21 protein-coding genes are annotated in these 25,157 nt (G+C 70.7%); 12 read left to right on the forward strand and 9 right to left on the reverse strand.

What is annotated here, in order from left to right; translation table 11 throughout:
* Positions 1-104 precede the first annotated feature (104 nt).
* Positions 105-599 (reverse strand): hypothetical protein, encoded by a 495-nt coding sequence (locus ABZ635_RS24575; RefSeq protein WP_357769250.1) that lies wholly within the window; start codon positions 597-599, stop codon positions 105-107.
* 352 nt (positions 600-951) lie between these two features.
* A complete protein-coding gene (locus ABZ635_RS24580) occupies positions 952-2,094 on the reverse strand; it encodes a TIGR04222 domain-containing membrane protein (RefSeq protein WP_357769252.1) in 1,143 nt (380 codons plus the stop codon).
* A 499-nt stretch (positions 2,095-2,593) separates the two neighbouring features.
* On the opposite strand from ABZ635_RS24580, the gene ABZ635_RS24585 reads away from it, so the two are divergent.
* The 11 genes from ABZ635_RS24585 (at position 2,594) to ABZ635_RS24635 (ending at position 13,870) form a co-directional block, all read left to right on the forward strand.
* Positions 2,594-2,806 carry a hypothetical protein gene (locus ABZ635_RS24585; protein WP_357769253.1) on the forward strand — a complete coding sequence of 71 codons (213 nt, stop codon included), beginning with the start codon at positions 2,594-2,596 and terminating at the stop codon, positions 2,804-2,806.
* Positions 2,807-2,851: 45 nt separating this feature from the next.
* The gene (locus tag ABZ635_RS24590) at positions 2,852-3,937 is read left to right on the forward strand and encodes an OmpA family protein (protein ID WP_357769255.1); all 1,086 of its coding nucleotides are present in this window, start codon (positions 2,852-2,854) and stop codon (positions 3,935-3,937) included.
* A gap of 9 nt (positions 3,938-3,946) precedes the next feature.
* Positions 3,947-4,471, forward strand: a complete 525-nt coding sequence (locus tag ABZ635_RS24595; protein ID WP_357769257.1) for a hypothetical protein — start codon at positions 3,947-3,949, stop codon at positions 4,469-4,471.
* A gap of 216 nt (positions 4,472-4,687) precedes the next feature.
* Positions 4,688-5,194 (forward strand): hypothetical protein, encoded by a 507-nt coding sequence (locus tag ABZ635_RS24600; RefSeq protein WP_357769259.1) that lies wholly within the window; start codon positions 4,688-4,690, stop codon positions 5,192-5,194.
* Positions 5,195-6,048: 854 nt separating this feature from the next.
* Complete coding sequence (locus ABZ635_RS24605; protein WP_357769261.1) at positions 6,049-8,553, forward strand: glycosyltransferase family 4 protein; 2,505 nt, start codon at positions 6,049-6,051, stop codon at positions 8,551-8,553.
* Between the two features lie 85 nt (positions 8,554-8,638).
* The gene (locus ABZ635_RS24610; RefSeq protein ID WP_357769263.1) at positions 8,639-9,010 is read left to right on the forward strand and encodes a hypothetical protein; all 372 of its coding nucleotides are present in this window, start codon (positions 8,639-8,641) and stop codon (positions 9,008-9,010) included.
* Between the two features lie 75 nt (positions 9,011-9,085).
* A complete protein-coding gene (locus ABZ635_RS24615; RefSeq protein ID WP_357769264.1) occupies positions 9,086-9,781 on the forward strand; it encodes a thioredoxin domain-containing protein in 696 nt (231 codons plus the stop codon).
* The gene (locus ABZ635_RS24620) at positions 9,778-10,455 is read left to right on the forward strand and encodes a vitamin K epoxide reductase family protein (protein ID WP_357769266.1); all 678 of its coding nucleotides are present in this window, start codon (positions 9,778-9,780) and stop codon (positions 10,453-10,455) included. Before ABZ635_RS24615 ends, ABZ635_RS24620 begins: the two co-directional genes overlap by 4 nt.
* A 265-nt stretch (positions 10,456-10,720) precedes the next feature.
* On the forward strand, positions 10,721-11,803 hold the full coding sequence (locus tag ABZ635_RS24625; RefSeq protein ID WP_357769268.1) for a pilus assembly protein TadG-related protein: 1,083 nt from the start codon (positions 10,721-10,723) through the stop codon (positions 11,801-11,803).
* 85 nt (positions 11,804-11,888) lie between these two features.
* Positions 11,889-12,854 (forward strand): hypothetical protein, encoded by a 966-nt coding sequence (locus ABZ635_RS24630; protein WP_357769270.1) that lies wholly within the window; start codon positions 11,889-11,891, stop codon positions 12,852-12,854.
* A 188-nt stretch (positions 12,855-13,042) separates the two neighbouring features.
* On the forward strand, positions 13,043-13,870 hold the full coding sequence (locus ABZ635_RS24635) for a hypothetical protein (protein ID WP_357769284.1): 828 nt from the start codon (positions 13,043-13,045) through the stop codon (positions 13,868-13,870).
* Between the two features lie 34 nt (positions 13,871-13,904).
* Here ABZ635_RS24635 and ABZ635_RS24640 read toward each other — a convergent pair whose 3' ends face one another.
* The 6 genes from ABZ635_RS24640 to ABZ635_RS24665 all read right to left on the reverse strand — a co-directional run bounded on the left by ABZ635_RS24640 (position 13,905) and on the right by ABZ635_RS24665 (position 23,472).
* Positions 13,905-15,056 (reverse strand): right-handed parallel beta-helix repeat-containing protein, encoded by a 1,152-nt coding sequence (locus ABZ635_RS24640; protein WP_357769272.1) that lies wholly within the window; start codon positions 15,054-15,056, stop codon positions 13,905-13,907.
* Between the two features lie 202 nt (positions 15,057-15,258).
* On the reverse strand, positions 15,259-16,965 hold the full coding sequence (locus ABZ635_RS24645) for an ABC transporter family substrate-binding protein (RefSeq protein ID WP_357769273.1): 1,707 nt from the start codon (positions 16,963-16,965) through the stop codon (positions 15,259-15,261).
* A 77-nt stretch (positions 16,966-17,042) separates the two neighbouring features.
* The gene (locus ABZ635_RS24650) at positions 17,043-19,271 is read right to left on the reverse strand and encodes an ABC transporter ATP-binding protein (RefSeq protein WP_357769275.1); all 2,229 of its coding nucleotides are present in this window, start codon (positions 19,269-19,271) and stop codon (positions 17,043-17,045) included.
* Positions 19,272-19,285: 14 nt separating this feature from the next.
* Positions 19,286-20,215: an ABC transporter permease gene (locus tag ABZ635_RS24655; RefSeq protein WP_357769276.1), complete on the reverse strand. Its 930-nt coding sequence runs from the start codon at positions 20,213-20,215 to the stop codon at positions 19,286-19,288.
* A gap of 103 nt (positions 20,216-20,318) precedes the next feature.
* On the reverse strand, positions 20,319-21,299 hold the full coding sequence (locus tag ABZ635_RS24660) for an ABC transporter permease (protein ID WP_357769277.1): 981 nt from the start codon (positions 21,297-21,299) through the stop codon (positions 20,319-20,321).
* A 610-nt stretch (positions 21,300-21,909) separates the two neighbouring features.
* Positions 21,910-23,472 (reverse strand): family 2 glycosyl transferase, encoded by a 1,563-nt coding sequence (locus tag ABZ635_RS24665; protein ID WP_357769278.1) that lies wholly within the window; start codon positions 23,470-23,472, stop codon positions 21,910-21,912.
* Between the two features lie 624 nt (positions 23,473-24,096).
* On the opposite strand from ABZ635_RS24665, the gene ABZ635_RS24670 reads away from it, so the two are divergent.
* Positions 24,097-24,564 (forward strand): ATP-binding protein, encoded by a 468-nt coding sequence (locus ABZ635_RS24670; protein ID WP_357769280.1) that lies wholly within the window; start codon positions 24,097-24,099, stop codon positions 24,562-24,564.
* A 52-nt stretch (positions 24,565-24,616) separates the two neighbouring features.
* On the opposite strand, the gene ABZ635_RS24675 is transcribed toward ABZ635_RS24670, so the two are convergent.
* The gene (locus tag ABZ635_RS24675; RefSeq protein ID WP_357769282.1) at positions 24,617-24,784 is read right to left on the reverse strand and encodes a hypothetical protein; all 168 of its coding nucleotides are present in this window, start codon (positions 24,782-24,784) and stop codon (positions 24,617-24,619) included.
* Positions 24,785-25,157 lie beyond the last annotated feature (373 nt).

Genomic DNA, 25,157 nt, shown 5'->3' on the forward strand with positions numbered 1-25,157 from the left:
GGGGCGGGGCCCAAGGCCCCGCCCCACACTTGTACCCGGCTCGGAACCAGGGCCGACCGACCTCCCGAACCCGACTCCGCCGCAGGTCCCTTTCGTCGCGCCGACTAGCGTCCGCCCGACCGGCCCTCCTGCTCACGAAGGGCCACACGGTCCAGCTCCCTACGAGCCGGCCCGCTGAGGGGGATGCGTCTCCACCACCAGTTCTCCGCGACCCTGCCCTCCACCTCGGGTTCGGCCAGCGCCAGCCGCTCGGTGCCGTCCTCCTCCGTGAGGCGTCGGAACCGCTCGTCCGCGTCGGCCAGGGCCGCGTCCACACTCGCGGTGTGCTCCGTACCCAGCGTCGCGATGCCCCGGTCGACGAAGTCACGCAGGACCAGCGCCGTGACCAGGTCGTGGACGCCACAGGCGGAGGGGTCGGTGTCCGACAGGTCGAGGTCCTCCCGGAGCCTGCGCACATGGGTGTGCCAGGCGCCGAGCAGGCCCAGCAGGCCGAACTCGTGACCGGTGGGAATCCGTACCGGGAACTGCTCGAGCCGGTCCAGCTCCTCGGGCGCGAAGTAGCGGAGGAACCACTCCCCCGCCTCCGGTTCCGCAGCCATGGGAATCTCCTCGGTTGGGTTGGGACAGGATTCGGTCGGGGCCCGGGACGCCCGGGGCGGGGAGCGGAGCCGGTCGGATCGCCACCGGCCCGGATCGAGGAGCACGGCCCCACACGCCCTCACCACCCTCGCAGCTCCGCCGCTCCCGCTCACCGCCGAGCGGAACACCATGCGCACGGCGCATCGCCGGGCCCCCGACCCCTACCCGCCCCCTCCTACTTACGCGCCCCACGCGCTCCACCGGTTCACTCTTCGGTTCCCCGGTTCCGAGAGGTCAATCCGTTCGCAGGTTACGCGGTCGCGGAAGCACAGCCCGGGCGCCCTTCCAGGGGCGGGAACCGGCCGCCGGCCGTCAGTCGCCGCCCCCGCCGCCGCTGTCACCGCCACCGCCGGAGTCGCTCCCCCCTCCATCCCAGGAGTCGCCGTAACCACCGTCACCACCGGAGGAACCGCCTCCGCCCGAACCCGAACCCGAACCGCCGGAACCACCGCTGTCCCCGCCCACCGAGCACAGCTCCGCGATCTCGCACAGGCTCCCCCAGTCGAGTTCGAGGCCCTCCCGCGTCTGCGGGGTCTGCTCCCCCACCCGGTGACGACTCTCCTGGACAACCCGGACCGACCCGGTGTCGGTCACCACCCGCACCGAGTCGTCACCACCGCCGACGCGCTCGCGACGCCTCGGCCCGGCCTCCCGCCCCATACGCCCGAGTCCGACCACGGCCATGTACCGCAGGGCCACCTCGCGCTCCATCGACCGCCCCCGGGCGCCACTGACCGCGAAGTCCACCTCCGCCTCCCCGACCAGCTCCCGCCCCGCCGGGGTCCTGGTGGAGGCGTTCCGCCCTCCTCGGGCCAGGTACAACGCGACGGCCAGACCGTTCACCACGGAGAGGACGACGCCGAGCACCACCAGCGCGACGGACCACCCGTCCGGTTCCCGCACACCCACCAGGACCAGGCCCCCGACCACCAGTCCCGACCCCACGAAGGACAGCCGCTGGGCGATCCACCCCCCGTCATGGAAGTCGGCCAGCGTCTTGGTGAGCTCCCCCGAATGGGCGATCAGGCGCCGTTCGGCCAGCCGCTCGCGCACCCGGTCGACCCCCCGGCTGAAGGTGGCGGTCCGGATGATCCCGCGTGCGGTCAGACCGGTCCGGTTCTTGAACGCCTTGACGATGTCCCTGCGGACCTGGTCCTTCTCAGTGACATAGGCGTTCGACGGGCCGACCAGGGTGAAGAACCCTCCCCTGGCCTGACGCCGGATACGACCCGACAGGAACAGGTCCATGAGTGCGACCTCCCCGACCCGGGTCGCACCGCCCACGAGACCGGCGAGCTCCGAGGGAGTGAGGTCCTGCGGCCGCTGCCGCACCCGGGGCACGGGGACCGCCGAGATCGCGGCAGTGATGGATCGGTGCGCGGTGAAGACCTTGACCAGCGGATACGCGCCGACGGCCAGGCCAGACAGGGCCCCCAACAGGGGAATCAGCACCATGGCGTCCAAGATTCGGGCCTTTCTGGGAGGCCGACCCGAGGGGGCCGACCGGAAGAATCCTCAGCTGGGGCGGGGGCGACCCCGAGGGGACGAGGAGGCGGGAACGGGACAATTCAATACCATCGACCCGACACACCTCCGGCCTGGGCGGTCACCTTCCAGCAGCCCCCTTCGCGGAACGCACCCGCGCCCCCTGCACAGACACACCATGTCTCGAGGAACCCGGACACCATGTGCGATCATTCGGGCACGAGTGGCACCGCGCCCTTGAACGCCGCTCCCCCTAGCACTTCTCACCCAACCCATGATCTCCAGAGCCGAAATTCGCTTGGCCACATCCGGCCAATCTCAGGGGATGCACCTGACCGCGTGTCACATAGTGGGGTTTTGTAGCCTCTGAGGCCCCACCCCCCGGACCCCGGTGAGCCAACACTCCGGGCACCGGAGGCAGATCCAGGCAGCGGCACACAACCCCGCGGCCCTTCGAGGAGAAGATCCCATGCACAGCTTGCACCGACTGTGGGCGACCCTCATCACGCTGAGCCTGCCCATCGCGTACCGCAAGAGCGACAGGGGCGCAGGGTTCATCGAATACGGCGCCATCATCGTCTTCGTGGCTCTCGTGGCAGGGGTCATCATGACCTCCGGCCTCGAGAATCGCATCGTCAACGGAATGACGTCCGCTATTGATCGGATTTTCCGGTCGGAATAGACGAGGACCGCAGGGCCACGACCAACGCGGAGCGTAAAACGGAACATGTCGACCAGCGGACAGAGGAACGGGAAGACATTGCCCCCGAGAACCGAGAGACCTCCTCTGGGGAACCGAGTATCTTGGGCAGGATTCGCCAGTACTCTCATCCTCCTCAGCGCGACCGGCTGTGTCGTCGGTTCGGAAGAACCGGGAAACCCTGACGGCAGCCCGCCCGTTTCGACAGGGTCACCTGCCCCCGGATCTGGTCCCGGCCCCGGCTCCGGCGCTCCCGACGCGCTCGCCAGCTCGTCGTCCACCTCCACGGAAGTCGGCCCAGAACTCCTCGTCGAGGTCACCGCCCTGGAGAGGCTTCAGAACGGCCTACTCAGACTCCGAGTCAGCATCACCAACACCTCTGACACCAGTTTCGATGTCGGAGTTGGGCTGGCTGAGGGCACCGAACGCAATACTGGGAGCGCCATCTCCCTCATCGACGACGCGAACCAGAAACGGTACTTGAGTCAGGAGCTCAGTGACGGAAGCTGTTTCTGTGGAGCGCTGAGCGGAGCGGTCGAGAGCGGTACGACGCAGGACCTGTGGGTGATCTACCCGGGAGACGGTGGAGAACTCGACAGGATGACGGTCACCACTCCCCTGACACCTCCCATGTTCGACATCCCGATCACCGAGGTTGCGGAGTCCGTCGACACCAACGACCTCGCCGAACCCCGGGTCCTCGACCTGACCATGCTTTCCGACAGCGTGGACGAGGACCAGACGGGCCGTTCGGAGAGCGGGGACGAGGTGAGCATCATCCTTTCCTCCGACGTCCTCTTCGAGACCGGGAGCTCCGATCTCAGCGACGAGGCCCAGGAGATCCTGGAGCAGGTGGCCCAGGAAATCGACGACGCGAGCTCTTCCGTCATCTCCGTCGACGGACACGCGGACAACACCGGCAGCGACTCCGTCAACACTCCGCTGTCCAAGGAGCGGGCGGAAAGCGTGGAGGCCACGTTGAACGACCTCATCACCCGTGAGGGAGTCACGTTCGAGGTCGAGGGTCACGGCTCCGCCGACCCCATCGCCGACAACACGACCGAAGAGGGTCGGGAGCGCAACCGCCGAGTCAGTGTCACCTTCGAGAAGTAGGGCCGCACAATGAACCTGAGACTCCGAGGGACCTGGGCGGCGTCCCTTGCGCTGCTGCTCCCGTTCGGGGCGGCGTCGAGCGTTCTCGCCGCGCCCGTACCGCAGACCGACCTCGAATCCCTGGGGACGGCGGAATCCACCGACTCGATCAGCTCCGGCCTGACCGCGGAGGCCCACGCGGCGGAGAGAAACGCATCCGGGAACCTTCTCTCCTTGACCTGGAGCGTGGAGAACCAGGGCAGTTCCGAGGTCGATTTCGACTGGCCCCAGGGAACCACCTACATGTACAGCAACCGTATGGCCTACTCGGGGGTCACCATCCTTTCCTCGAATGAGGGAACGAGATTTCACCCCGTGATGGACAGCGCCGGGGACTGCCTCTGCTCGGGAAACAACTCCATGGACAGCAAGAACTTCCTGAGGCCGGGGGAGAAGGTCGTCTACTGGTCGATGTTCTCCGTTCCCGAGGACGTCGAATCCGTTGACCTGGAGATCCCGGGGTTCGACCCGATCGAGGACGTTCCCCTATCCTGAAAACGCCCCCACTTTCACTCCTGGACTCTTCCGGAGGCGGAGTTGACCACCCCTCAGCCCCCCGAACTCGGGGACACGCGACGGCCTTCCTCCACCCGCCCTCCCAACCGTTCGGACGGACGCGACCGGCCGCCCCGGATGTCGGAGCCGCGGGCGCGGCCCCATCGGCGGGCGCGACCGTGGTCGGCGGGCCGGGAGGACGGCGGGGCGGCGTTCGTGGAGACCGGAGCCGCGCTCCTGCTCGCCGCGCTGATGATCACGACCGTCTACGCCTCTGAGGTGAGCACGAGCTTCAACGACGGCGTCCGGCAGATGGTGTGCCTGGTCAACGGTCCGGGGTGCGGCGACCGCACCTGGGTGGACGAGGACCGTCCGGACGAACCGGAGCAGTTCGAGTGGGGGTCGGGCGGCTCGGACACGAGTGACAACAAGAACCTCGGTATGCAGGCGGCCGCCGCCGACCCCTACAACTGGACCGACCAGGAGTGGACCTGCCTGGACGGTTTCTGGAGCGCGCTGTCCTCCTGGGACGCGGGCATGGTGGACCCGACGACGGGGGCGCGGGGGATCGTCGGGTTCAACCCGGCCCAGCACGGTGCCCTGCCCTCGGGGTTCGACGGCAGCGCGTCGGCGCAGATCGGCTGGGGACTGTCCTACATCCAGGCCACGTACGGCACCCCGTGCGCGGCCTGGCGGTACTGGCAGAGCACCGGTACCTACTAGGCGCGGCGGGCCGGGGGCTCGAATTCTCTCACCGTGTGCGACCTGGTGTTTCCCCACGGTGGCCGGATTCGGCCACGGGAAGTCGCCCTCAGCGCACGATTTTGGTCCGGATATCCGGCAGAGTGTCCTTCACAAGCAACGTTGCGTTGCTCCCGGCGAGACGTCGTAGGTGGGTCAACCACCTGGCGTTGTTCGGTCGAAACAGCGTTCATCCGCTGGGGGCAGGCATCCGTTCACGGTCCAGCTCGAGTGCCCCCTACGTGCTGGGGACCCCACGTAGCAGTACGAGTTCCCCCACCTCGTCAGGGATCACGCCTTGGAATCCGAACAGACGCACGCGCGGAGCGCACCGCCGGTGAGCCGTCGGGCATCAGGGCGTTCGCATGGTCCGTCCCTGCGGAGACGGGCGGACACAGACCAGGAGACGGCACCGACGCGGGGGGCGGGCCCCGCCTCGGCGAGTCGGGTTCCGTGGCCGGGGTGCTTGGGCCTGGAGGGTCTCCAAGCACCCGTGTCGGCCGCGGTCCAGGATTCCTTGGGCCCCGACCACGCTGTCTCCCCCCACCGCTCCCCCGCCCTCGCACCGGGCTCCCCCCACCGGGGGGCGGGGGAGCGGACCCCTCCACGCCGGGGCGTCCGCCCTCGCGTTCGCGCAGCGCCGCCCGCCGCAAAGCACCCACAGGGGGCGGCAAACCTTTGGACATCACGGGGCAGATGCGGACCTTTGGCCCCATATCGCCCATAGCCTGATCCCTCGGTCCCCGCCCCGGGGCGGGGCACGGATCGGTGCGGACAACGGGGGTCGGAGCCGCCTCGTGCATGCCGCGCGAGCGGTTCCGAGGACTGGGGGCGCGATGAGGATCGCCTATCTGATCAACGACATGTACGGCATCGGCGGTACCGTGCGCACGGTCGCCAACCAGGCGGCCGCGTTGTCCGCCCGGCACGAGGTCGAGATCGTCTCGGTGTTCCGGCACCGTGCCGAGCCCGTCCTGCCCGTCCCGGCGCGTGTGAGGCTGCGCCCGCTGGTGGACGTGCGCGGACACGACGATCAGGCGGCCGGAGTGGACGGTCGCCCGCTGTACGAGGGGTCGGAACGGGCCGGGCTCCCCCCGCTGCTCTTCCCCGTGGAGGACGGCCGTGCGAGTACCCACAGCCGCCTGACCGACGACCGCCTGCGGGAGTACCTGGCGACCACCGACGCCGACGTGGTGGTAGGAACCCGTCCCGGGCTGAACGTGGTGATCGCGCGGGCCGCCCCCGGCCGGATCATCAAGGTCGGCCAGGAGCACCTCACGTACGAGCAGCACTCGGACGAGCTGCGCCGGGTCATGGCGGCCGAGTACCCCAACCTGGACGCGTTCGTCACTGTCACGGAGGCCGACGCGCGCACCTACGCGGCGCGGATGCCCCTGCCCGGGGTACGGCTGCTCTCCATCCCCAACTCGGTGCCCGCGCCCCCCTTCACCGTGAACGGGCACAACACGCGCACGATCGTCGCCGCGGGCAGGCTGGCCCCCAGCAAACGCCACGACCTCCTCGTACAGGCGTTCTCGATGGTCAGTGAGGAGTTCCCCGACTGGACGCTGCGGATCTACGGTCGGGGGAGCCGACGCGGAGCGCTCGGCAGGCTGGTGGGTTCCCTGGGGCTCCAGGACCGCGTCTGGTTGATGGGGCCGCATCCGAGGGTCGAGGAGGCGTGGGCCCAGGGAGCGTTCGCGGCGGTGACCTCCAGCGAGGAGCCCTTCGGGATGACCATCGTGGAGGCCATGCGGTCGGGCTTGCCGGTGGTGAGCACCAACTGCCCGCACGGTCCCGCGTCGATCATCCGGGACCACGAGGACGGTCTGCTGGTGCCTAACAAGTCGGCGCCGGGGATCGCCGAGGGCCTGGCCCGGCTCATGGGCGACGAGGCTCTGCGACTGCGCATGTCGCGGGCGGCGCTGACCGACTCCGAGCGCTTCGATCCGGCCAACGTGGTGCGTCTGCACGAGGAGCTGTTCTTCGACCTCGCGGGGATGGGCGCTCCGTCCCCGGCGGTTCCCGTCCTGCCCGCGCCCCGGACGGAGCCGCCGGTCTCCTGCCGGGCGGCGGTCGGCCCCGACGGGGTGACGGTGCTCTCGTTCGGCCCGGCGGAGCAGACTCCCGGCAGGGCGGGCGGGCGGGTCCCGCAGCTCGTGGTCCTTTCGAAGCCGGGGCGCAGGGTCGAACTGGTCCCGGACTCCGACGGCCACGTGGTGGTGGACGCCTCCCGCACGGGTGAGGAGTCCTCCGACGTCGACGGACACCCCGGCGGCCTGGTCACCGGAGTCTGGCGGGTGTCCCGCGTGGACGACGGCGCGGAGGAGGCCGTGCGGGACGTGGAGATCCACCAGCACGGCTTCCCGCTGGCGCCCGAGCGGACCGGGGAGCTGTCGCTGGTCATCCCGGCCCGGTCCGCCAAGGGCCGTCTCGTGCTGCACGTGCGCCGTTCCGCGCACCACGCCGAGATCTCCCACGTGGAGGTCGCGGACGGGCTGATCACCGTGCAGGGCCGGGTTCTGGGGCGGCGGGTGCCCGACGCGCGCGCCCGGCTCGTGGTGCGGCTGCGGACCTCTCCGCAGACCCGTCGAGAGTTCCCCTCCGCGGTCGCGGCGGGAGGCGCGTTCACGGCCGTGATCTCCCCGGAGCTGGTGGTGCGGGGGCGTGAGGGCGACTCCGAGAAGTGGGAGATGCGGGTGGTCCTGTCGGACGGCACCGAGTACACGGTGGGCCGACACCTGTCCGGGGTGGTCGGTTACAAGAAGATCATCGAGTACGCGCCGCAACGGGTGCGCCCGGCCCGGGGCGTCGGCAGCCGGGTACGCCCGTACTACACGGTCAACGACCGGTTGGGGTTGCTGACGGCGCCGCTGGCACCGTCGCTGCCGGTGGAACGGGCCCGGGTGCGGCCGATGGGCCGTCACGGCGACCAGTTGACGTTCGAGGTGTTCCTCGGCGGTGCGGTGCCCGAGGACACGAGCTTCGCGCTGGAGGTCGTGCGGGGAGGCGGTGCGGGCCAGCGGTACCCGTTGGAGGCCCTGCCCGCCCACCCGGGTCGGCGGGAGGGGCGGCTCGTGGGGGTGCTTCCGCTGTTGGAGCACGATGACCACCGGGGAGCGCCGGTGCGGCGGACCTCGTGGCAGGTGAGGTTGAAGGCGGGGCCGGCGGGTGCCCTCGCGAAACTGGGCGCCAAGGCCGTTCCGGCCCTGACCGCCCGCCGGTGGAGCCGAGGTGCCTACGTGCGCTCGGTGACCGTCTCGCCCCTGGACTCGGGTGACCTCAGGATCACCGTCGCCGACGTGCACGTGGTGGAGGCCGTCAGCCGACGCGTCCACTGAGATCGTCGACGGGGTACGCGCGGGGCACCGGCGGGTCACGCACCCCGGCCTCGACATCCGCGCACACACCGCTACAGTTCCCCTCATGAACGCACACGGCGTGACACGGCGGTGGGGCACCCTGGTGGTGCCCCTGGTGGCCGTGGTCGTGCTGTGCTTCCTGTGCGCCCTGTGCTACCCGGGGGCCGGTCCGTCCGGCGAGGGCCGGGGCGGGGTCGCCGTGGAGTGGTCGGTGGCCTCCGGTTCCCCCGAGGAGCCCGCACTCTCGCACGCCTGCCCCACCCCGGACGAGCGCGGGCTGCTGACCGCGCCGCCACTGCTCGCCCTCGGGTCGGCCCTGGTCCTGTGCGTGCCCGTGATGCCCCAGATCGGGCCCTCCCGGCGCCGCGCCCGCGAGGGTCCCGCGGCGCCGCACGGCTGCCGTCTGCTCACCCTCCTCTGCGTCCAGCGGGTCTAGGAGTACCGAAGAGCCCCTCCCCGCGCGGGGGCTCACACGCGTGCCCTCATTCTCAACGGACCACGGGAACCCTCAATGAGCAAGAACCTGATCATCACCCTCTGTCTCCTCTGCGTCGCCGTCCTCGGCATCGGCCTGCTCGTCTACCTGGACCGCGACGACGGGACCGGGGCGGCTCAGGGAGCCGCCGGACCGACCGCCCCCGGCGCCTCGCCGGAGGAACAGCCCACCGCCCCCGCCAGTGTGCTCGTGCGGGAGGACAGCCGCCATCTCGACCGGGTCGAGGACGCGGCCGTCACGGTGGTGGAGTTCCTCGACTTCGAGTGCGAGGCCTGCTTCGCCCAGTACGACACCATGGAGCAGATCCGCGAGGACTACGACGGCCGGATCAACATGGTGATCCGCTACTTCCCGCTGCCCGGGCACCTCAACTCCAGGCCGTCCGCCGCCGCCGTGGAGGCGGCCGCCCAGCAGGACGCCCTGGAGGAGATGTACCAGCGGATGTTCGAGACCCAGGGTGAGTGGGGCGAGTCCAGGCAGGACCAGAGCGAGGTGTTCGTGGGCTTCGCCGAGGACCTCGGCCTCGACATGGACGAGTTCGTCGCGACCATGGAGTCCGAGGAGACCGAGGAGCGGGTCCAGGCGGACTTCGACGACGGACTACTGCTCGGTGTGCAGGGCACCCCGACGATCTTCGTCAACGGCCGCCTCGCTCCCAGCATGCCGAGCTCCGAGGTCCTGTCCGCGATGATCGACTCGGAGCTGGGGTGAGGTCCGCGTCCGTGCGCGGCGCGGCGCCCGACGCCCCTCGCCCGCTGCCCGGGGCCGACACTCCGGTCATCAGCCGGGCCCTGCCGTGGTTGCTCCTGGTCGGCGGGCTGGTGGGCCTGGTCGCGGCGGGCGCGCTCCTGGTGGAGAAGATCCGTGTTCTGGCCGACCCCGAGCACGTGCCCGCGTGCAGTTTCAACCCGGTGCTGTCCTGCGGGACGGTGATGACGACACCGCAGGCCGAGGTGTTCGGGGTGCCCAACCCGCTCGTCGGGGTGGCGTGCTTCGCCGTCGTCGCGGCCGTCGGGGCCGCCCTGCTCGCCCGCGCGGGCTCCGGTTGGGAGGCGGACCCGGGTTTCCGGCGGTGGTTCTGGCTGGGCCTGCAGGCGGGGACGGTGTTCGGCGTGGTCTTCGTGCACTGGCTGATCTTCCAGAGCCTGTACCGGATCGGAGCGTTGTGCCCGTACTGCATGGTGGTGTGGGCGGTGATGATCCCGGTCTTCTGGTACGTCACGCTCCACAACCTCCGCTCGGGGCACCTTCCCGTGCCGATCGCGCTGCGTGCGCCCCTGGGGGTGCTGGCCCGCAACCACACGGTGGTGCTCACCGTGTGGGGCGTGGTGATCGCGAGCGCGATCGCCCAGGCCTTCTGGAGCTACTGGACGACGCTGGTGTAGCGCCCGGAACCCGCCGAGTGCCGGCGTCGCCGCGCGCGGCGGCGCCCGTTCCAGCGGGGACCATGTCCGGACCCGGGCGTACCGAGGCCGTCACCTGCGGTGACGGCGGTGGTCGTCCACAGGCCCCGGCCGCCGCCTTTACCCGCCCCGCCCGGGCGGGCTAAGCTGCGCCGGACAGGGGTGTGCGTGCGGCAGAAGGCGTGCCACCCCGCCGTCCCCGTGCGTCCACCCGTCCTCCTCTCGGAGACCGAACCCCCGGGACACCATGCGAAGGCCCCCCTCCTCCCCGGTACGCCGACACCGTCTCCTGGGACGCCGCGACGACGGACAGGCCAACGTCCTCCTGCTCTTCGGCATGACTCTGGGCCTGCTCGCCCTCACCGTGCTGTTCGTCCGCGTGGGTGCCGCCAACGACCTGCGCTCGCGGGCGCAGACCGCGGCCGACGCCGCCGTGCTCGCTGCCGTGGCGGGGTTGCGGGACCAGGCGGCCCGTGAGCTCGCCGACGGCGTGCACCCCATGCCCAGGTACGACGAGGAGGTCGCCGAGTCCCGGGCCCGGACCTACGCGCGCGACAACGGCGCCGTGCTCACCGACATCCGGGCCAGCGACAACGTCATGGGCCGCTTCGGCAACATCGTCCGGGTGGAGGTGCGCGGCGCCCTCTGCCAGAAGGAGCTGTCGGAGGACGGTACCCGCGCCTGGAACGACGTGGTGTGCGACGGTGAGGAGGACTCCGACGCGTCCTTCCGGGGCACGGCGGCGGCGATCGCGATCATCGACCTGTCCGCGGACTGCGGGCGGGACGACGACGGTCTGGTGTGCGACGGCCGGGCCGTCACCGACCAGGGCCAGGCCTCGGCCCTCTTCGACGTGCACCTCGTCGACCAGGAGGGCCGCTACCGGTTCGACCCGAACTCCGTCTTCGGCGGCGGCGCGATCACCGACTGCGGTTCCCTGGGCGGGCTGCACCCCCAGATGTGCGCCGCGCACGAGGCGCTCAACCGCGAGTTTCCCGGGTTCTACCTCAGTGCGGGCGGCTACCGGGACGAGAGCGGCAGCGACCACGGGTACGGCGAGGCGGTCGACTACATGATGGCCGAACCGGGGGGAACGCCGACCCCGGAGATGGACGCGACCGCCATCGAGGTGATCGACTTCCTGATCGCGAACGCCGGGGACCTCAACGTCAAGGGCATCATCTACGACCACCACATCTGGAGTCCCAGCAAGGACCTCCCGGGGCGGTGGATGGAGGTCAGGCGGCCGGCCAACAGGTTCTTCGACGACCCGACCCTGGACCACGTGGACCACATCCACCTGTCGGCGGGTCCGCCGCCGTTCCGGTGACCACGGAAGACGTCCGGGCCGAGGGGTTGTCCACAGGTCGCGTCCGGGGCTTGTCCGACGCGCTCCGGCCGCCGAACCTGGACGTATGACGCGAGACCGACGCGCTCCCTCTGGTCCTTCTCCGCTCTTCCCGCTCCCACGTGCCGCTCCCCGGCCGCGCGGGGCCCGCCCGCAGCCCCCGCCAGCGCGGAGCTCGCCGCTGTCCGGCCCCCTCCCCGACCACGACCTCCTGTTACGCACCCTGCGCCCGGTCCTGGCGGGACTGTCGCCGGACGCGGTGGCCTTCGGCCGAACGGCGGCCTACGTCTGGGGCGTGGACCTGCACCCGCGCGGCACCTCCGTGACCCGGGAGCGGCTGCACGTGGCGCTGCCCCCGGGAGTCGCGGGCGCCGCCCGCGCCGGGGTCGTGGCGCACCGTCAGTACGTGCCCGAGGCCGAGCGCGAGCGGGTTCGGGGGGTGCGGGTGACGGCACGGGCGCGGACGGCCCTGGACGTGGCCGCGCTGTCCGTGTCGCTGTACGCCGCCACCGCCGCGCTGGACCGCTTCCTCGCGCTGCGGGTCACCACCGCCGAACGGTTGCGCGCGGCCGCGTTGTCTCACCCTCGGGCCTCCCGGGGCACGCTGAGGCGGGCACTGGGTCTGGCGGACGGGCGCAGCCAGTCCCCCGCCGAGAGCTGGACCCGTGTGTTGCTGGACCAGGCGGGCCTGCCCCGGCCGCTGCCGCAGTGCCCGGTCCCCACTGTCGAGGGTGACTTCAGGGCCGACCTGGGGTGGCCCGCCTACCGGGTGGCGGTGGAGTACGACAGCGCGGCCCACCACTCGCTTCCCGCCGACCGCGCCCGCGACCGGTTCCGGCACGGGGCGATGCGGGCGGAGGGGTGGACCGTGATCCTGATCGGTGTGCACGACCTGTGCGCCCGTCCGGCGGCGTTCCTGCGCGAGCTGGTGGCGGCGCTCACCGAAGGGGGCTGGTCGGCGTCGCCCGAACGGACCGCCCGGGTCTGGCGGGCGGTTCACGGTGTCGAGCGCCGTCCCCCGCGCCTGGGGTAGGTTCCGCGGGCCGCCCGGTACGGCCACGGGCGGGCGGCGCCCCGGCGGCACCGAGGTGGACGAGGCCCGTTCGTCGTCGGTGCGGGCGATGATGTTCGCCCGCCCCCGAACAGAGCGGTGCGTTACGGCGTCGTACTCCGCGTAGGCGGTACCACCCATCACCGAGCCGCAGAATCGAGGCGTTGTCAGTGTCGACGTCGTTGCCGTCCACGGAGCAGGAGCCGGAGGACACCGCCCCCGGGCGTGCCGACTGGCTGTTGAGCCTGCTTGTGGCCCTGGCGTGTCTGGCCACGGTCGCCAGCGGCTGGGGCGTGGCCCGGCTGACGCTGGACGAGGATGCCGCCGCGCCCTCCGCGACCGACCCGGGCGGACCGGAGTCCTCGGTGATGCGCGCCGTCGACGCCGACCCCTCGGACCCGGAGGTGTTCCTCGAACTGGCGGTCAGGGAGGTGCGGAACGCCCCCGCGTTCCACGTCAGTTACACGCGGACCGTCGGGGGCGAGGAGCCCGTCCGGGGGTGGGCCCGGCACGAGCCCGCCTCCGACACCACGTTCGAGCACTACTTCGAGTCCGCCGACGGCGTGCGGGTCTACCGCTACGATCTGCCGGGCACCGGTTTCATGATCAACGCCGACCAGGGGCTGCCCGGGATGACCGTGCTGGACCTGCCCACCAGGGCCGACCAGCGGCTGTGCTCGGAGGAGTTCGTCCTGGGCCTCCTGGGAGACCTGGTGGACACCGCGACCGGGGTGGAGCTGCTGGGAACGGAGGAGGTCCGGCTTCCCGAGAGCACGCGGGAGGTGGGGGCCAGTACCCACACCGCCTACCGGTACGCGGGGACCTTCGCGACGGTCGCGGGCGACTACCTGCCCGGGACCGGCCGCAACGTCCTGATCGAGGTCCCCGAGGCCCGGTTCGACCTCTGGCTGGACGAGTCCGGACATCCCCGAAGACTCGCGTACACCGCGCTGAACGGGTTCGGTGAGACCTACGACTTCCACCCCGTGGACCCGTGAGTCCGTGTCGGTCCCGGCCGCCCGGACGGAGCGGTCAGTCGGTTCCGGCCCCGCTCATCACCAGTTCCGGAACGTTGACGGTGTCGTCGAGCTCGTAGGCGTAGGGAGGGTCGGGCACGGTGCCGCGCGGCTCGGGCTGGGCCGAGTCGACCAGCAGGTTGTCGCGGGTGACCGCGTAGCCCGGCTCGTCGGACCCGGTGGACACCGAGACCGGGGTGTTCTCGAAGTAGTTTCCCTCGACCAGCACCTGGGAGCCGAAGGAGGTTCGTACGCCGTACTCGGAGACGGCGCGGAAGTAGTTGTTGAACACGTGGACGTGTTCGGCGTTGAGGGCGCTGGGATGGCTCTCGGAGGTGCCGTCGAAGAAGTTGTGGTGCACGGTCACGCGCAGCGCTCCTGGCGCGTCGTCCTCTCCCCCGACGGTGATCGCGGACTCGGCGTCCGTGAAGTGGTTCCAGGAGAGGGTGACGTGGTCGGCGCCTTCGGCCACGGTGACCAGGGCGTGGTCACCGCCGCCGGAGAAGGTGGAACCGTCGACCCACACGTGGTGGGAGCCGCCCCGGACCGCGACCGCGGAGCCCGGGGAGTCCATGCCCAGGTTGGCCAGGATGACGTTGTCGGAGCCGTCCACGACCAGGCCGCCGCCGGTGAGCTCGACGCCCTCCCCCACGCCCAGGAGGGTCTTGTCCGAGGCGACCCGTACGCTGCCGTCGAGGTCGATCTCGCCCTCCACCTCCACGACCAGGGGTTCCTCGGCCTCCAGGTACTCCGCGAGCTGGTCGGCGTCGGCAGCGGTCACCGTCTCGCCCGCCGCCCCTCCGGTCACGCCCGGATACGCGTCCGGGGCGTCCTCGGCGGGGTCGGCGTCGGCCTCGTCGCCGGTGTCCTCGTCGGCGTCGGTGTCGCCGGTGTCCTCGTCACCGCTGTCCCCCTCCGTCTCCTCCTCGTCGGCGGGGGCGGCCGCCATGGGCTGGCCCGCCCAGCCGACGGGGGCGCCGAAGGGCCATGCGTCGTCGCTGTCCGGCGGCGCGCTGGACTCGTCGGCCTCACCGGTGTCGGTATCCAGGGCGGCGCCGACGGGGGGTTCGGCGGTGTCGTCCGTGTCCTCCTCCTGACGCGAGCAGGAGGAGAGGGCCACGCACAACAGGACCGCCAGGCATGCGGCGGCGAGAGGGTGGGGTCGCATCGGGAACTTTCCAACGAGCGGGGCGGGGGGAGGTGTCGGGCTCCACCGATTCTCTCAGGCGGCGGGAGACACCGGACACACCGGCCGTGCGCTCCGGGGCCGGTTCCGGATACGCGCGAGGGCGCCGACCCCCTCCGAAGGGGGCCGACGCCCTCACTGTCACGTTTCGCGAACACTCACCGTGCTCGTGCGGGTGTGACGACTAGTCCTCCTTCTTGGCCCAGCCGATGTCCTCGTACACGTAGTCCGAGGCCAGGCCGAACTCACCCCAGTTGTGCAGGTCCTCGTTCAGGGCCCACAGACCCGGACGCTCGAACATCGGGATGGTCACGACCTCCTCCCACAGAAGGCGGTCGATCTCGTTGGCCAGCTCGGCGTAGCGCTCGGGGTCGGTCTCCGACATGAGCTCGTCGAACTTCTCGTCGATCTCCTCGCTGGAGGTGCGGGCGAGGTTGTTGCCCCACTCGCCGTCCGCGTTGGGCATGCCGTAGTTGCCCTTGCTGCCGCCCGCGTACGGGTCGGTGCCGGTGAGGACGTAGCTGGCCATCTCGTAGTTGCCGGGGATGACGTACTCGGGGAAGAGCGCGTTGCCGGGGACCTGCTGGACCACGACCTCGACGCCGATCTCGGCGAGCATCTCGCTGGCGATGTCACCCTCGTCCTGGGCGACGGCGAGGTCGTCGGAGACGACCCAGTCGAGGGTCAGGGAGTCGCCGTCCTCGTTGGTGCGGACGGTCTCGCCCTCATCGAGGGTCCAGCCGGCCGAGTCCAGGAGCTCCTGGGCGGTCGCCTGGTCGTACTCGCCGTAGCCCTCGCTGTTGTCCTGGTAGCCGAACTGGCTGGAGCGGAGCAGACGGTTGACCTCACCCGTGATGGGCCAGTTCACCGCCTCCAGGCTGACCTGGGACAGGACGTCGGTGTCGATACCGAGGGAGATCGCCCGACGAACGCGGACGTCCTCCAGGCGCGGGCTGCCGCCGTTCAGCGAGATGAACCGGTGACCGTGGTTGACGGCCTCGGTGAGGTAGGTGCCCTCACGGTCCTTGATCAGCTCGTAGCCAGCGGCGTCATAGCCGAGGTAGAAGCCGTCGACCTCGCCGTTGTTGAAGGCCGGGGCCTGGGCGTCGCTGCCCATGGAGTCGAAGATGATCTCGTCCAGCAGGGCCGGGGTGCCCCACCAGTCCTCGTTCTTCGTGACCGTGATGCGCTCGGAGACGTCGTCGAACTCCACGTCGCCGAAGGGGCCCGCGGTGACCGGGTAGGCCTTGCTGTACCCCTCCTCGAACAGCTCCTCGTCCTCCATGTACTCCGCGGGGTACAGGGGGCTGAAGAGACCGGGCCACTCGGAGTAGGGCTCCTCGAACTTCAGGCTGAAGTTGAGGTCGTCCTCGATGACGAACTCGTCGACGCGGTCGTAACCGACGGTGGAGCCGACCTGGAAGTCGCCGTCGCGCTGACCGGCGCGGGTGATCCAGTTGGCCTCGTAGTCCTCCGAGGTGATGGGCTCACCGTCGGACCAGACCGCGTCGGGGTTGAGCTCGTAGTAGACCTCGAGGCCGTCGTCGCTGACGCCGTAGTCGAGGACGTAGTCGGTGAGCGGCTCGTTGGTGCCGTCGGCGCCGAAACGGCTCGTGCGCGGCAGGACCGCGGCGGCGGTGCGGCGCACGTTGGCCAGGTTGCCGTTCGTGTGCGCCATGTTGTGCTGCTCGGCGTACTCGTTGAGGGCCCACACGAAGGTGCCGCCCTCCTGTAGGTCCTCGCGGGGCGCCGGGTTCAGGTCCTCGGCGGCCAGTGCCGCGACGCGCTCCTGGGCGTCCTCGTTGCTGTCGCCGTCACCGCTCGCGCAGGCGCTGGCGAGCAGCACCACGGCGGCGGCGGGTGCGAGGTACCGCGCCTTCCCGATTCGCATGGGGATCTTCCTTCTGTGAGTGTCGGCCAGCGCGCGGGGCGGCGCTGGCCTCGTGCCCGTGTCGGGCCGCGGGTCCGTCAGAGGACGTCCTGTCGCTCCGCGAAGTGACAGGCGGCCCCCTGGTCTCCACCGTTGGTGGGCTGGATCAGCGGTTCGACGCTCATGCACTGCTCCTGGTCGGACTCCGAGAGCGTGATGAACTTCTGGCACCTGGTCCGGAACCTGCAACCCGAAGGCGGGTTGGCGGGGCTGGGCAGGTCACCGTCCAAGACGATGTGCGTGCGTGCGCGTTCCTTCTCGGGGTCGGGGATGGGGATCGCGGACAGCAGCGCCTGGGTGTAGGGGTGGGCGGGCCGGGTGTAGATCGACGTGGTGTCGCCGATCTCCACGATCCGGCCGAGGTACATGACCGCGACCCGGTCGGCGATGTGCCGGACCACGGACAGGTCGTGCGCCACGAACAGGTAGGCGAGGCCGAGCTTGGCCTGCAGCTCTTCGAGCAGGTTGACGACGCCGGCCTGGATCGAGACGTCCAGGGCGGACACCGGTTCGTCGAGTACGAGCAGCTTCGGCTCCAGGGCCAGGGCCCGGGCGATACCGATGCGCTGGCGCTGCCCGCCGGAGAACTCGGACGGGAACCGTGTCGCGTGCTCGACGTTGAGGCCGACCAGCTGAATGAGCTCGTAGACCCGCCTGGTGGTCTCCGCCGTGGGGACGCCGTGGGCGCGCAGGGGTTCGGCGATGATGTCGAAGACCGGCATGCGCGGGTCCAGGGAGCTCATCGGGTCCTGGAAGACGATCTGCATGTCGCGTCGCAGGTCGAACCGTTCGCGCTTGCCGAGCTTGGCCGTCGGCCGGCCCATGACCTCGACCGAGCCGCGCTGCGGTTTCTCCAACCCCATGATCTCCATGAGGGTGGAGGACTTGCCGCAACCGGACTCGCCGACCAGGGCGAGGGTCTCGCCCTCGCGGATGTCGAAGCTCACCCCGTCGACCGCGTACACGGTGCCGACGCGGCGCTTGAAGACGGCGCCCTTCATCAGCGGGTGGTGCTTGATGAGGTCGTCGACCCGGAGCATCTCCGTGCGGTCCTCGCGGGGAACGGAGGTGGCCTCCGCCTCGGGGATGTCGGGGACCGGGTAGATGTCGCGGGCGGTCCACTCGTTGGTGTGGATCTCCCCCGAGCGGATGCAGGCGACCCTGCGCACCCCGGTGTCCTGCACCGAGTCGGGCTCGGGTACGGGCTGGTCGGAGGCGTCCCCACCCGTCTCGGCGGCCGACGCCCTGTCCCGGATCTCCTCCGTGGAGGGTTGGTCCCCAATGGTGAGCAGCTCCGGCTCGGCGAGGTCGCACTCCGGCTGCGCGATGGGGCAGCGGGGGGCGAACGGGCAGCCGGGCGGCAGGGCGCTCAGGGAGGGCGGGTTGCCCTTGATGGGCACCAGGGCGCCCTGGCGCTCCAGGTCCATGCGGGGGACCGCGCCCAGCAGACCCATCGTGTAGGGCATGCGGCTCTGGTAGTAGATCTCGTCGACGCTGCCGATCTCCACGGGGCGCCCCGCGTACATGACCAGGACCCGGTCGACGAACCCCGCCACGACGCCGAGGTCGTGGGTGATCATGACGATCGCGGCGCCGGTCTCGGCCTGCGCGGTGCGCAGGAGGTCGAGGATCTGCGCCTGGATGGTGACGTCCAGGGCGGTGGTGGGCTCGTCGCAGATGATCACGTCGGGGTTGTTGGCCATCGCCATGGCGATCATGACCCGCTGGCGCATGCCGCCGGAGAACTCGTGCGGGAACGAGCGGTGGCGCTGCGCGGCGTTGGGGATGCCGACGAGTTCGAGCAGCTCCACGGCGCGGGCGTTGGCCTTGGCCTTGCCCGCCTTGGGATCGTGGACCAGGACGGCCTCGGCGAGCTGGTCGCCGACCGTGTACACGGGGGTGAGCCCGGACAGGGGGTCCTGGAAGACCATGGAGATGACCTTGCCGCGTTTCCTGGCCATGGTGCGGTCGTCCAGGCCGAGGATCTCCTCCCCGTGCAGGCGCACGGAGCCGGTGACCTTGGCGTGGTCGGGCAGCAGGCCCATCGCGGCCATGGAGGAGACGGACTTTCCGGAGCCGGACTCGCCCACGATGCCGAGGACCTCGCCCCGATGGACGGCGTAGCTGACGCCGCGTACGGCGTGGACGTCGGGGTTGCCCCCGAGCCCCTGGAAGGTGACGTTGAGGTCGGTGATCTCCAGGACCGGGGTCCCGGACGTCGGTTCGTCGGTGCGGCCCTCGGTGGCCTCGACCGTGTTGGTGCTCATGTGTGTGCCCTCCCCTAGGACCGACGCGACTTGGAATGCGGGTCGAGGGCGTCGCGCAGGCCGTCCCCGATCATGTTGACGGCCAGGACCAGGACGACCAGCAGGATCGTCGGGAACGCGAAGACCCAGGGCGCGGTGGTGGCGTACGGAGCGCCGGCGGCGATGACCACGCCGAGGCTGACGTCGGGTGACTGGACGCCCAGACCGAAGTAGCTCAGGGCGGTCTCGCCGATGATCGCGGTGCTGACCATGATGGTGGCGTCGGCGATGAGCAGCGACGACATGTTCGGCAGGATGTGGCGCAGGATGATCTTGTGGGGGGGCACGCCCATGAAGCGGGCGGCGTGGATGTACTCCCGCTCCCGCAGCGAGATGGTCAGTCCGCGCACCATCTTGGAGGTGACCATCCAGCTGAAGGCGGCGAGCAGGATGACCAGGATGAACCAGCCGCCCTGTCCGACGAACTGGCTGGACAGGATCGCCAGGATGACGAAGCTGGGCAGCACCAGGGCGAGGTCGGCGATCCACATGAGGGCGCGGTCGGTGAACCCGCCGAAGTAACCGGCGAACGAGCCGACCAGCGCGGCGATGACCGTGGAGCCGATGGCCACGAGGAAGCCGATGAGCAGGGACTTCTGGAGACCGGCGGCGGAGCGCGTGAAGATGTCCTGGCCGGTGTGGTTCGTGCCGAACCAGTGGTCGGGCGAGATGCCCTCGAGGCGCGCGGTGAAGTCGCGTTCGCTGACGCCCCACTGGCTGATCACCGGGCCGAGGAAGGCGAGGGCGGCCAGCAGTCCGATCAGGACGAGTCCGACGATGACCCGCCGGGTTCCGAGGAGCTGGCGGACGATGTCCCTGGCCCGGTTGGGTGCCGGGGGCACCGCGGGGGCGTCGTTGACCTCGCGCTCCTCCGGGGAGCGCGTGCTGTCTTCGGTCGTACTCATGACGTGGTCTCCAGCTGGGCGGACGCGACGGGACGCGGAGGTTTCGTGGTGGTGCCGGGCGCGGTGGGGTCCCCGGCCCGGGGAGCGGGGGTGTGCGTCATGGTCACACCCGCACTCTCGGGTCGAGCCAGGCGTAGAGGATGTCGGAGAGGAAGGACGCGGCCATGATCGTGATCGCCATGAACCAGGAGACCGCCGCGACGACGTGCACGTCCTGTCGGGCGATGGAGTCGATCAGCCAGGCGCCCATGCCGTGCCAGCCGTAGATCTTCTCGGTGAAGGTCGCGCCGGACACCAGGGCACCGAAGGTGAAGGTGAAGTAGGTGATCGTGGGGATGAGGGCCGTGCGCAGGGCGTGCTTGAACAGGGCCCGGCGCCGGGTGAGCCCCTTCGCCATGGCGGTCCGCACGAAATCGGCGCCGAGCACGTCGAGCATCATGTTGCGCTGGTACCGGGCGAAGGCCGCGAACAGCGCGATCGTGAGCACGAGGGTCGGTAGCAGTGCGTGGTAGACGCGGTTGAGGAGGAGTTCGTACCACGCCCCGCTGAAGCCGGCCGTGTACTCGCCGGAGTAGCGCAGGAACTGGAAGCCGAGGAGGTCGTTGATGCTCACGGCGCCGACCTGCACCACGATCGCGATGACGACGGTGGGGACGGACAACACGAAGAAGGAGGCCGCGGTGGCCGCCTTGTCGAAGCTCCGGTACTGGCGGATGGCGGCGTAGGCGCCGACCACGATGCCGAGGACGCTTCCGAGAATGGTGGCGACCGTGATGAGGCGCAGGGTGACCCCGGCCTTCATCCACATCTGGGAGGCGACGTCGCCGCCCTGGATGGTCTTGCCGAAGTCGCCGGTGAAGACTCCGGAGATCCAGGTCGCGTAGCGCTGGGCGATCGGGGTCTGGTCGTTGAGGTTGAGCGCGTCGAGCTGGGCGTTGACCGCCTCGGGGGACGGTGGCGGCTGCATCTGCTCGAAGTACCCGCGCGGATACAGGTTGGTGGCGGCGAGCACGTAGGCGAAACTCGTCGCGAGCAGAATCAGCACGACGTAGTTCAGCAGCCGCCTGGCCAGGAACTTGCCCAAAACTATCTCCGAACCTCACAGCCGAGCCCGGCACTTGATCTGTCTAGATCGGTTGCGGGTGACCAACACGGGGAGTGACGCGGGGAGGGCGGGGTTCGTACGCTCCGGTCGGTTAGCCCGGGTAAGCGTTCAAGCTCTGCCGACACCGCGGGGATCACCCCCAGTGACTGCCGAAACACACGGTCTTCCAGTTCACGTTCAGTGACCGGAATGTCAAGATTCTGAGGGGTCATGAGACACTTGCCGGTAACCGACGCATCAAGAAAGGACAACGGTGGCGATTTGGGCACCAAGTTCTCGCGCAATTGTCAAGATTGACACCCAACGGAGCCACATCACTCCATTGCGTTACGAGAACTCTGTGAACTGCGCAAACGAAGGCAGTCACGCCCCGCCGCGTCAACGTTGTTTACCGAAAGCAGTCCCTCCCGACACCGCGTCACGCGTTTGAGGAACGCTCGCAACACCCGGGAAACAATCCCACCCCGCCCGCATCGTCAACCTCGGGAACAATCCTCGAAATCCGTCACTCCGGGTGACGAAACGCGCGATCGGAAACTCGGGCCACCCACCCCTGGAGGCCAAGATTGGTCACCGTGGGCAACGGTCGTTAACTGGGACTAAGTACCAAACCCGCGCGAGACTTACGTACGGGCCCGTCCGTACCCTCCACGACCTGCACGGATTCGAGTGAGACGGCCGACACCGGTGGTCGGACACGCGGTACCAACGAGGCCGCCGAACCAGAACGCACCGCACCCCACCACGTCCCGCACGAGCGCGCCGCGTCACCGGCGACCGCGAGGCCGGTCCACATCAGAGGCCCCACCGGGGCCGCACCGTGGCGGCGCCGCCACGACAACAGGTGCGGAACGGTGAGCACGGCGGCCGCGGCCAGCGCCCCGAGGCCCGGCGCCACCGTCTTCGCGACCGCGCCCCCGCGCCCGGCCGCCGCCGAACGCCGACGGGACCGGAGCGCCGCCCCGCCCACGGCCACCGCCGCGGTCAGCGGCCAGTGCGTCGTGCGGGCGAACCGCGCCGCCTCCCCCGAGGTCCGCGCGAGGTCCGCCGCCACGGGGCCCAGTGTGTGCCGGACCGGCACCCCGGTGTCCCGGGCCAACCGCTCGGCGACGACCATGGCCGCGAGCCCGTACACCGCCAGGCCCGCCACGGGCCGACCCAACAGCGCGAGGCCCAGACCGAGCACGCCGGACACGGGAAGTTCGGGGCCGCTCCCCCTTCCGCCGTGCTGGCGCGCCAGCGCGCCCACCGTGGCCCCCACCTCGAACCGGGAGCTCAGGTAGGGGCCCAGCCGGGTGCGCGGTGGGACGTACACACGCGACCGGGGCTCGTACCGCACCGACCATCCCCGCTCGCACAGGCGCCGCAGCAGCTCGACGGCGGTCGCCGGACCCGGATCGGGACCGGGTGCGGCAGGGCCCCTGCGCAGGAGCAGCGCGGGCGGGGGTGCGTGCGCCTCGGCCGCACCGAAGGCGTCGATCCGCGCGGGGTCGGGGCCCCGGTCGGCCGCCGACGCGTCGAGGGAGGCGACGGACATCCCGAGGGGGCCGCTGAGTACGCGTTCGGACAGGACCCTGGGGACCACCGCGGCGACGGCGGGGTCCGCGAAGTGGCCGAGGGCGGCGGCGAGCCAGCCCGGAGCGGGCCGGGCCCCGGCCTCCAACAGGGCCACCACCGGGGTGTCATCGGCCCCGAGCGCCGCTTCCAGGGCCTCGGCGTCGGTCAGCGGCCCCGGGACCACGGACAGGCCCCGGGCCCGGGCCACGCGTGCGCCCAGACAGGTGGTGCCCACCACCCGCGGACGAAGGTTCGGGTGTTCGTTCCCGAGGTGGTCCAGCGTGGACTCCAGGTCGTCGTGGCGACCGCCTCCGACCACGACGACCCGCACCTCGGGAACGGGGACGCGGGCCGAGGGGCGCGGGTGGGCCAGCCCCACCTCCACCAGCGCGCGGGCGATCCCGCGTTCACCGGGGCTGTCGGGCGCGGCGCCGCTGAGCCAGCGGATGACCGCGCTGACGCCCTCGGGTGACAGTCGCAGGGCACTCGGCGGTGAACCGCCGACCAGGACGTGGCCCTCGTCGGCGAGGCGGACGGAGCGGTCGATCTCGATACCGAGGCCCACGGGCAGAGGGGCGGGGGCGGGGGCGGCCATGCGGTCCAGCCTGTCGGGTGACCCACACCACGCGCAAGACCGGAGCAAGGAGGAAAATTCGGGAAGTCTTCACCACATCGTTATCGCCCCTTGAACGTCCCCGGGGGCCGCCGATCCACCGCGGTCCCACCCCCGAACGGGCCCACCGACCGACCCGGCGCCCTCTTTGGGCAGCTCAGAGGGGGCTACCCTGTCCGAACCAGGTCGGCCGAGTCGCCAAGGAGGCACGGAGCGTATGCTGAACGCGAACAGGCCCTTCAGTGTCGTAGGGCACACCCCCCACACATGACCATCCTCCACGGCCCGCCCCCGGCCACGCCACCGAACCGTGTGAAGCCGCACGGCCTCTCGCTCGCACGCAGCCGTCCCCGTGCCGCGTCCCCAGCGGCACCGAGCCGTGTCCCCCTGCCCCGTGGGCGTCGCCCCGTGTCCGCCTACCGCGCCGTGACCCGTTCCGGGCATGGACGCGACCAGGGCCAGGCGCCGGTTCGGCCCTGCCCGCGAACACACACCAACGGGGAGTGAACCCACTTGTGTGAGACCGCAGCCCCTCGTCCAGTACCCGCGCACACGCTTCCGGCGGTGTCGGACCCTCTCCACCGTCCCCAACGCCCGGCCAGTCCCATGGAAGAGACCAGCAGCTCCCCCGTCGAGACCGCCGCCGAGGACCGTTCCGCGCGGCGGCGCTTTCCCGGCCTGCCCAGCCAGATCGCCTACGCGCGCAGGTTCGTCGCGCGACAGCTGGCCGTCTCACCCGAGGTCACCACGGCGACGCTGCTGACCAGCGAGCTCGCCACCAACGCCATCACGCACAGTGACTCCGGCCGGTCCACCGGGAAGTTCGAGGTGTGCGTGCGGCACGCGCCGGGGTGGGCGCGGGTCGAGGTGCGCGACCTCGGCAGCACGACGGAGGCGCCCGCCCCCCAGCACCGGGACCCCTACGACACGGCCGAACACGGCCGGGGGCTGGATCTGGTGGAGGCGCTCGCCGCGAAGTGGGGGACGGAACCACGCCATGACGGCCGGGGCCGCCAGGTGTGGTTCGAGCTGGTGTGGGACGCCGACGACCGGGAGGCCGACCCGCACGGGTGAGGGTCGGTCCGCGTCGGGGCCGGTGCGCCGACCTGTCGGGGCGCGTGTGGTCCTACTCCTCCGCCGTTCCCGTGGGGGTGCCCGTGTTCACACCGGAGCCCGTGGCGGGCAGCCGGTAGCGCTCGTAGAGTTCGCGCGCGTAGTCCTTGGCCTCCTGGGAGGGCTCGTCCCCGAGTTCGTCGCGAACGAGGTCGTCCAGGCTCTTCTTCGCATCATCCATGTGAGGAAGCCTGCCTGGACTGCGCGGATAGCACAAATCGACAGCCCGGTGACAGAGAGGAAAGTCCCGAAAGTCCTACACAACAGGGCCTCTAGCTACGGATGTGCGGTCGTTCCGCGACATTGGGGCCGGGGTCGGCAGGAGCCTCGGCGGCCCTGTCGGCTCGCGTCACCTCCGCGCACCCCTGATCGCGGGACGGTCGATCCCCCGAACGGTGCCGAGGGTGACTCTACCCCCGAGTCGGTGCCCGCATCCCGCGAACGGCGTCGGCGGCTCGGTACCGACGACGGGGGGTGCCCCGCGCGCGGTTCGCGCCCTCACCCGAGGTGCCGGAGACCCCCGAGGTCCCCGAAGGCACCAGGGCCGTCCTGGA

Origin of the sequence: Nocardiopsis sp. NPDC007018 (assembly GCF_040635075.1) — a bacterium.
GTDB lineage: Bacteria > Actinomycetota > Actinomycetes > Streptosporangiales > Streptosporangiaceae > Nocardiopsis.

Excerpts from the sequence above, each read along its gene's own strand:
- ABZ635_RS24575 (WP_357769250.1), bottom strand. The coding sequence starts at position 599 with ATGGCTGCGGAACCGGAGGCGGGGGAGTGGTTCCTCCGCTACTTCGCG.
- ABZ635_RS24580 (WP_357769252.1), bottom strand. The coding sequence starts at position 2,094 with ATGGTGCTGATTCCCCTGTTGGGGGCCCTGTCTGGCCTGGCCGTCGGC.
- ABZ635_RS24585 (WP_357769253.1), top strand. The coding sequence starts at position 2,594 with ATGCACAGCTTGCACCGACTGTGGGCGACCCTCATCACGCTGAGCCTG.
- ABZ635_RS24590 (WP_357769255.1), top strand. The coding sequence starts at position 2,852 with ATGTCGACCAGCGGACAGAGGAACGGGAAGACATTGCCCCCGAGAACC.
- ABZ635_RS24595 (WP_357769257.1), top strand. The coding sequence starts at position 3,947 with ATGAACCTGAGACTCCGAGGGACCTGGGCGGCGTCCCTTGCGCTGCTG.
- ABZ635_RS24605 (WP_357769261.1), top strand. The coding sequence starts at position 6,049 with ATGAGGATCGCCTATCTGATCAACGACATGTACGGCATCGGCGGTACC.
- ABZ635_RS24610 (WP_357769263.1), top strand. The coding sequence starts at position 8,639 with ATGAACGCACACGGCGTGACACGGCGGTGGGGCACCCTGGTGGTGCCC.
- ABZ635_RS24615 (WP_357769264.1), top strand. The coding sequence starts at position 9,086 with ATGAGCAAGAACCTGATCATCACCCTCTGTCTCCTCTGCGTCGCCGTC.
- ABZ635_RS24625 (WP_357769268.1), top strand. The coding sequence starts at position 10,721 with ATGCGAAGGCCCCCCTCCTCCCCGGTACGCCGACACCGTCTCCTGGGA.
- ABZ635_RS24630 (WP_357769270.1), top strand. The coding sequence starts at position 11,889 with ATGACGCGAGACCGACGCGCTCCCTCTGGTCCTTCTCCGCTCTTCCCG.
- ABZ635_RS24640 (WP_357769272.1), bottom strand. The coding sequence starts at position 15,056 with ATGCGACCCCACCCTCTCGCCGCCGCATGCCTGGCGGTCCTGTTGTGC.
- ABZ635_RS24645 (WP_357769273.1), bottom strand. The coding sequence starts at position 16,965 with ATGCGAATCGGGAAGGCGCGGTACCTCGCACCCGCCGCCGCCGTGGTG.
- ABZ635_RS24650 (WP_357769275.1), bottom strand. The coding sequence starts at position 19,271 with ATGAGCACCAACACGGTCGAGGCCACCGAGGGCCGCACCGACGAACCG.
- ABZ635_RS24655 (WP_357769276.1), bottom strand. The coding sequence starts at position 20,215 with ATGAGTACGACCGAAGACAGCACGCGCTCCCCGGAGGAGCGCGAGGTC.
- ABZ635_RS24665 (WP_357769278.1), bottom strand. The coding sequence starts at position 23,472 with ATGGCCGCCCCCGCCCCCGCCCCTCTGCCCGTGGGCCTCGGTATCGAG.
- ABZ635_RS24670 (WP_357769280.1), top strand. The coding sequence starts at position 24,097 with ATGGAAGAGACCAGCAGCTCCCCCGTCGAGACCGCCGCCGAGGACCGT.
- ABZ635_RS24675 (WP_357769282.1), bottom strand. The coding sequence starts at position 24,784 with ATGGATGATGCGAAGAAGAGCCTGGACGACCTCGTTCGCGACGAACTC.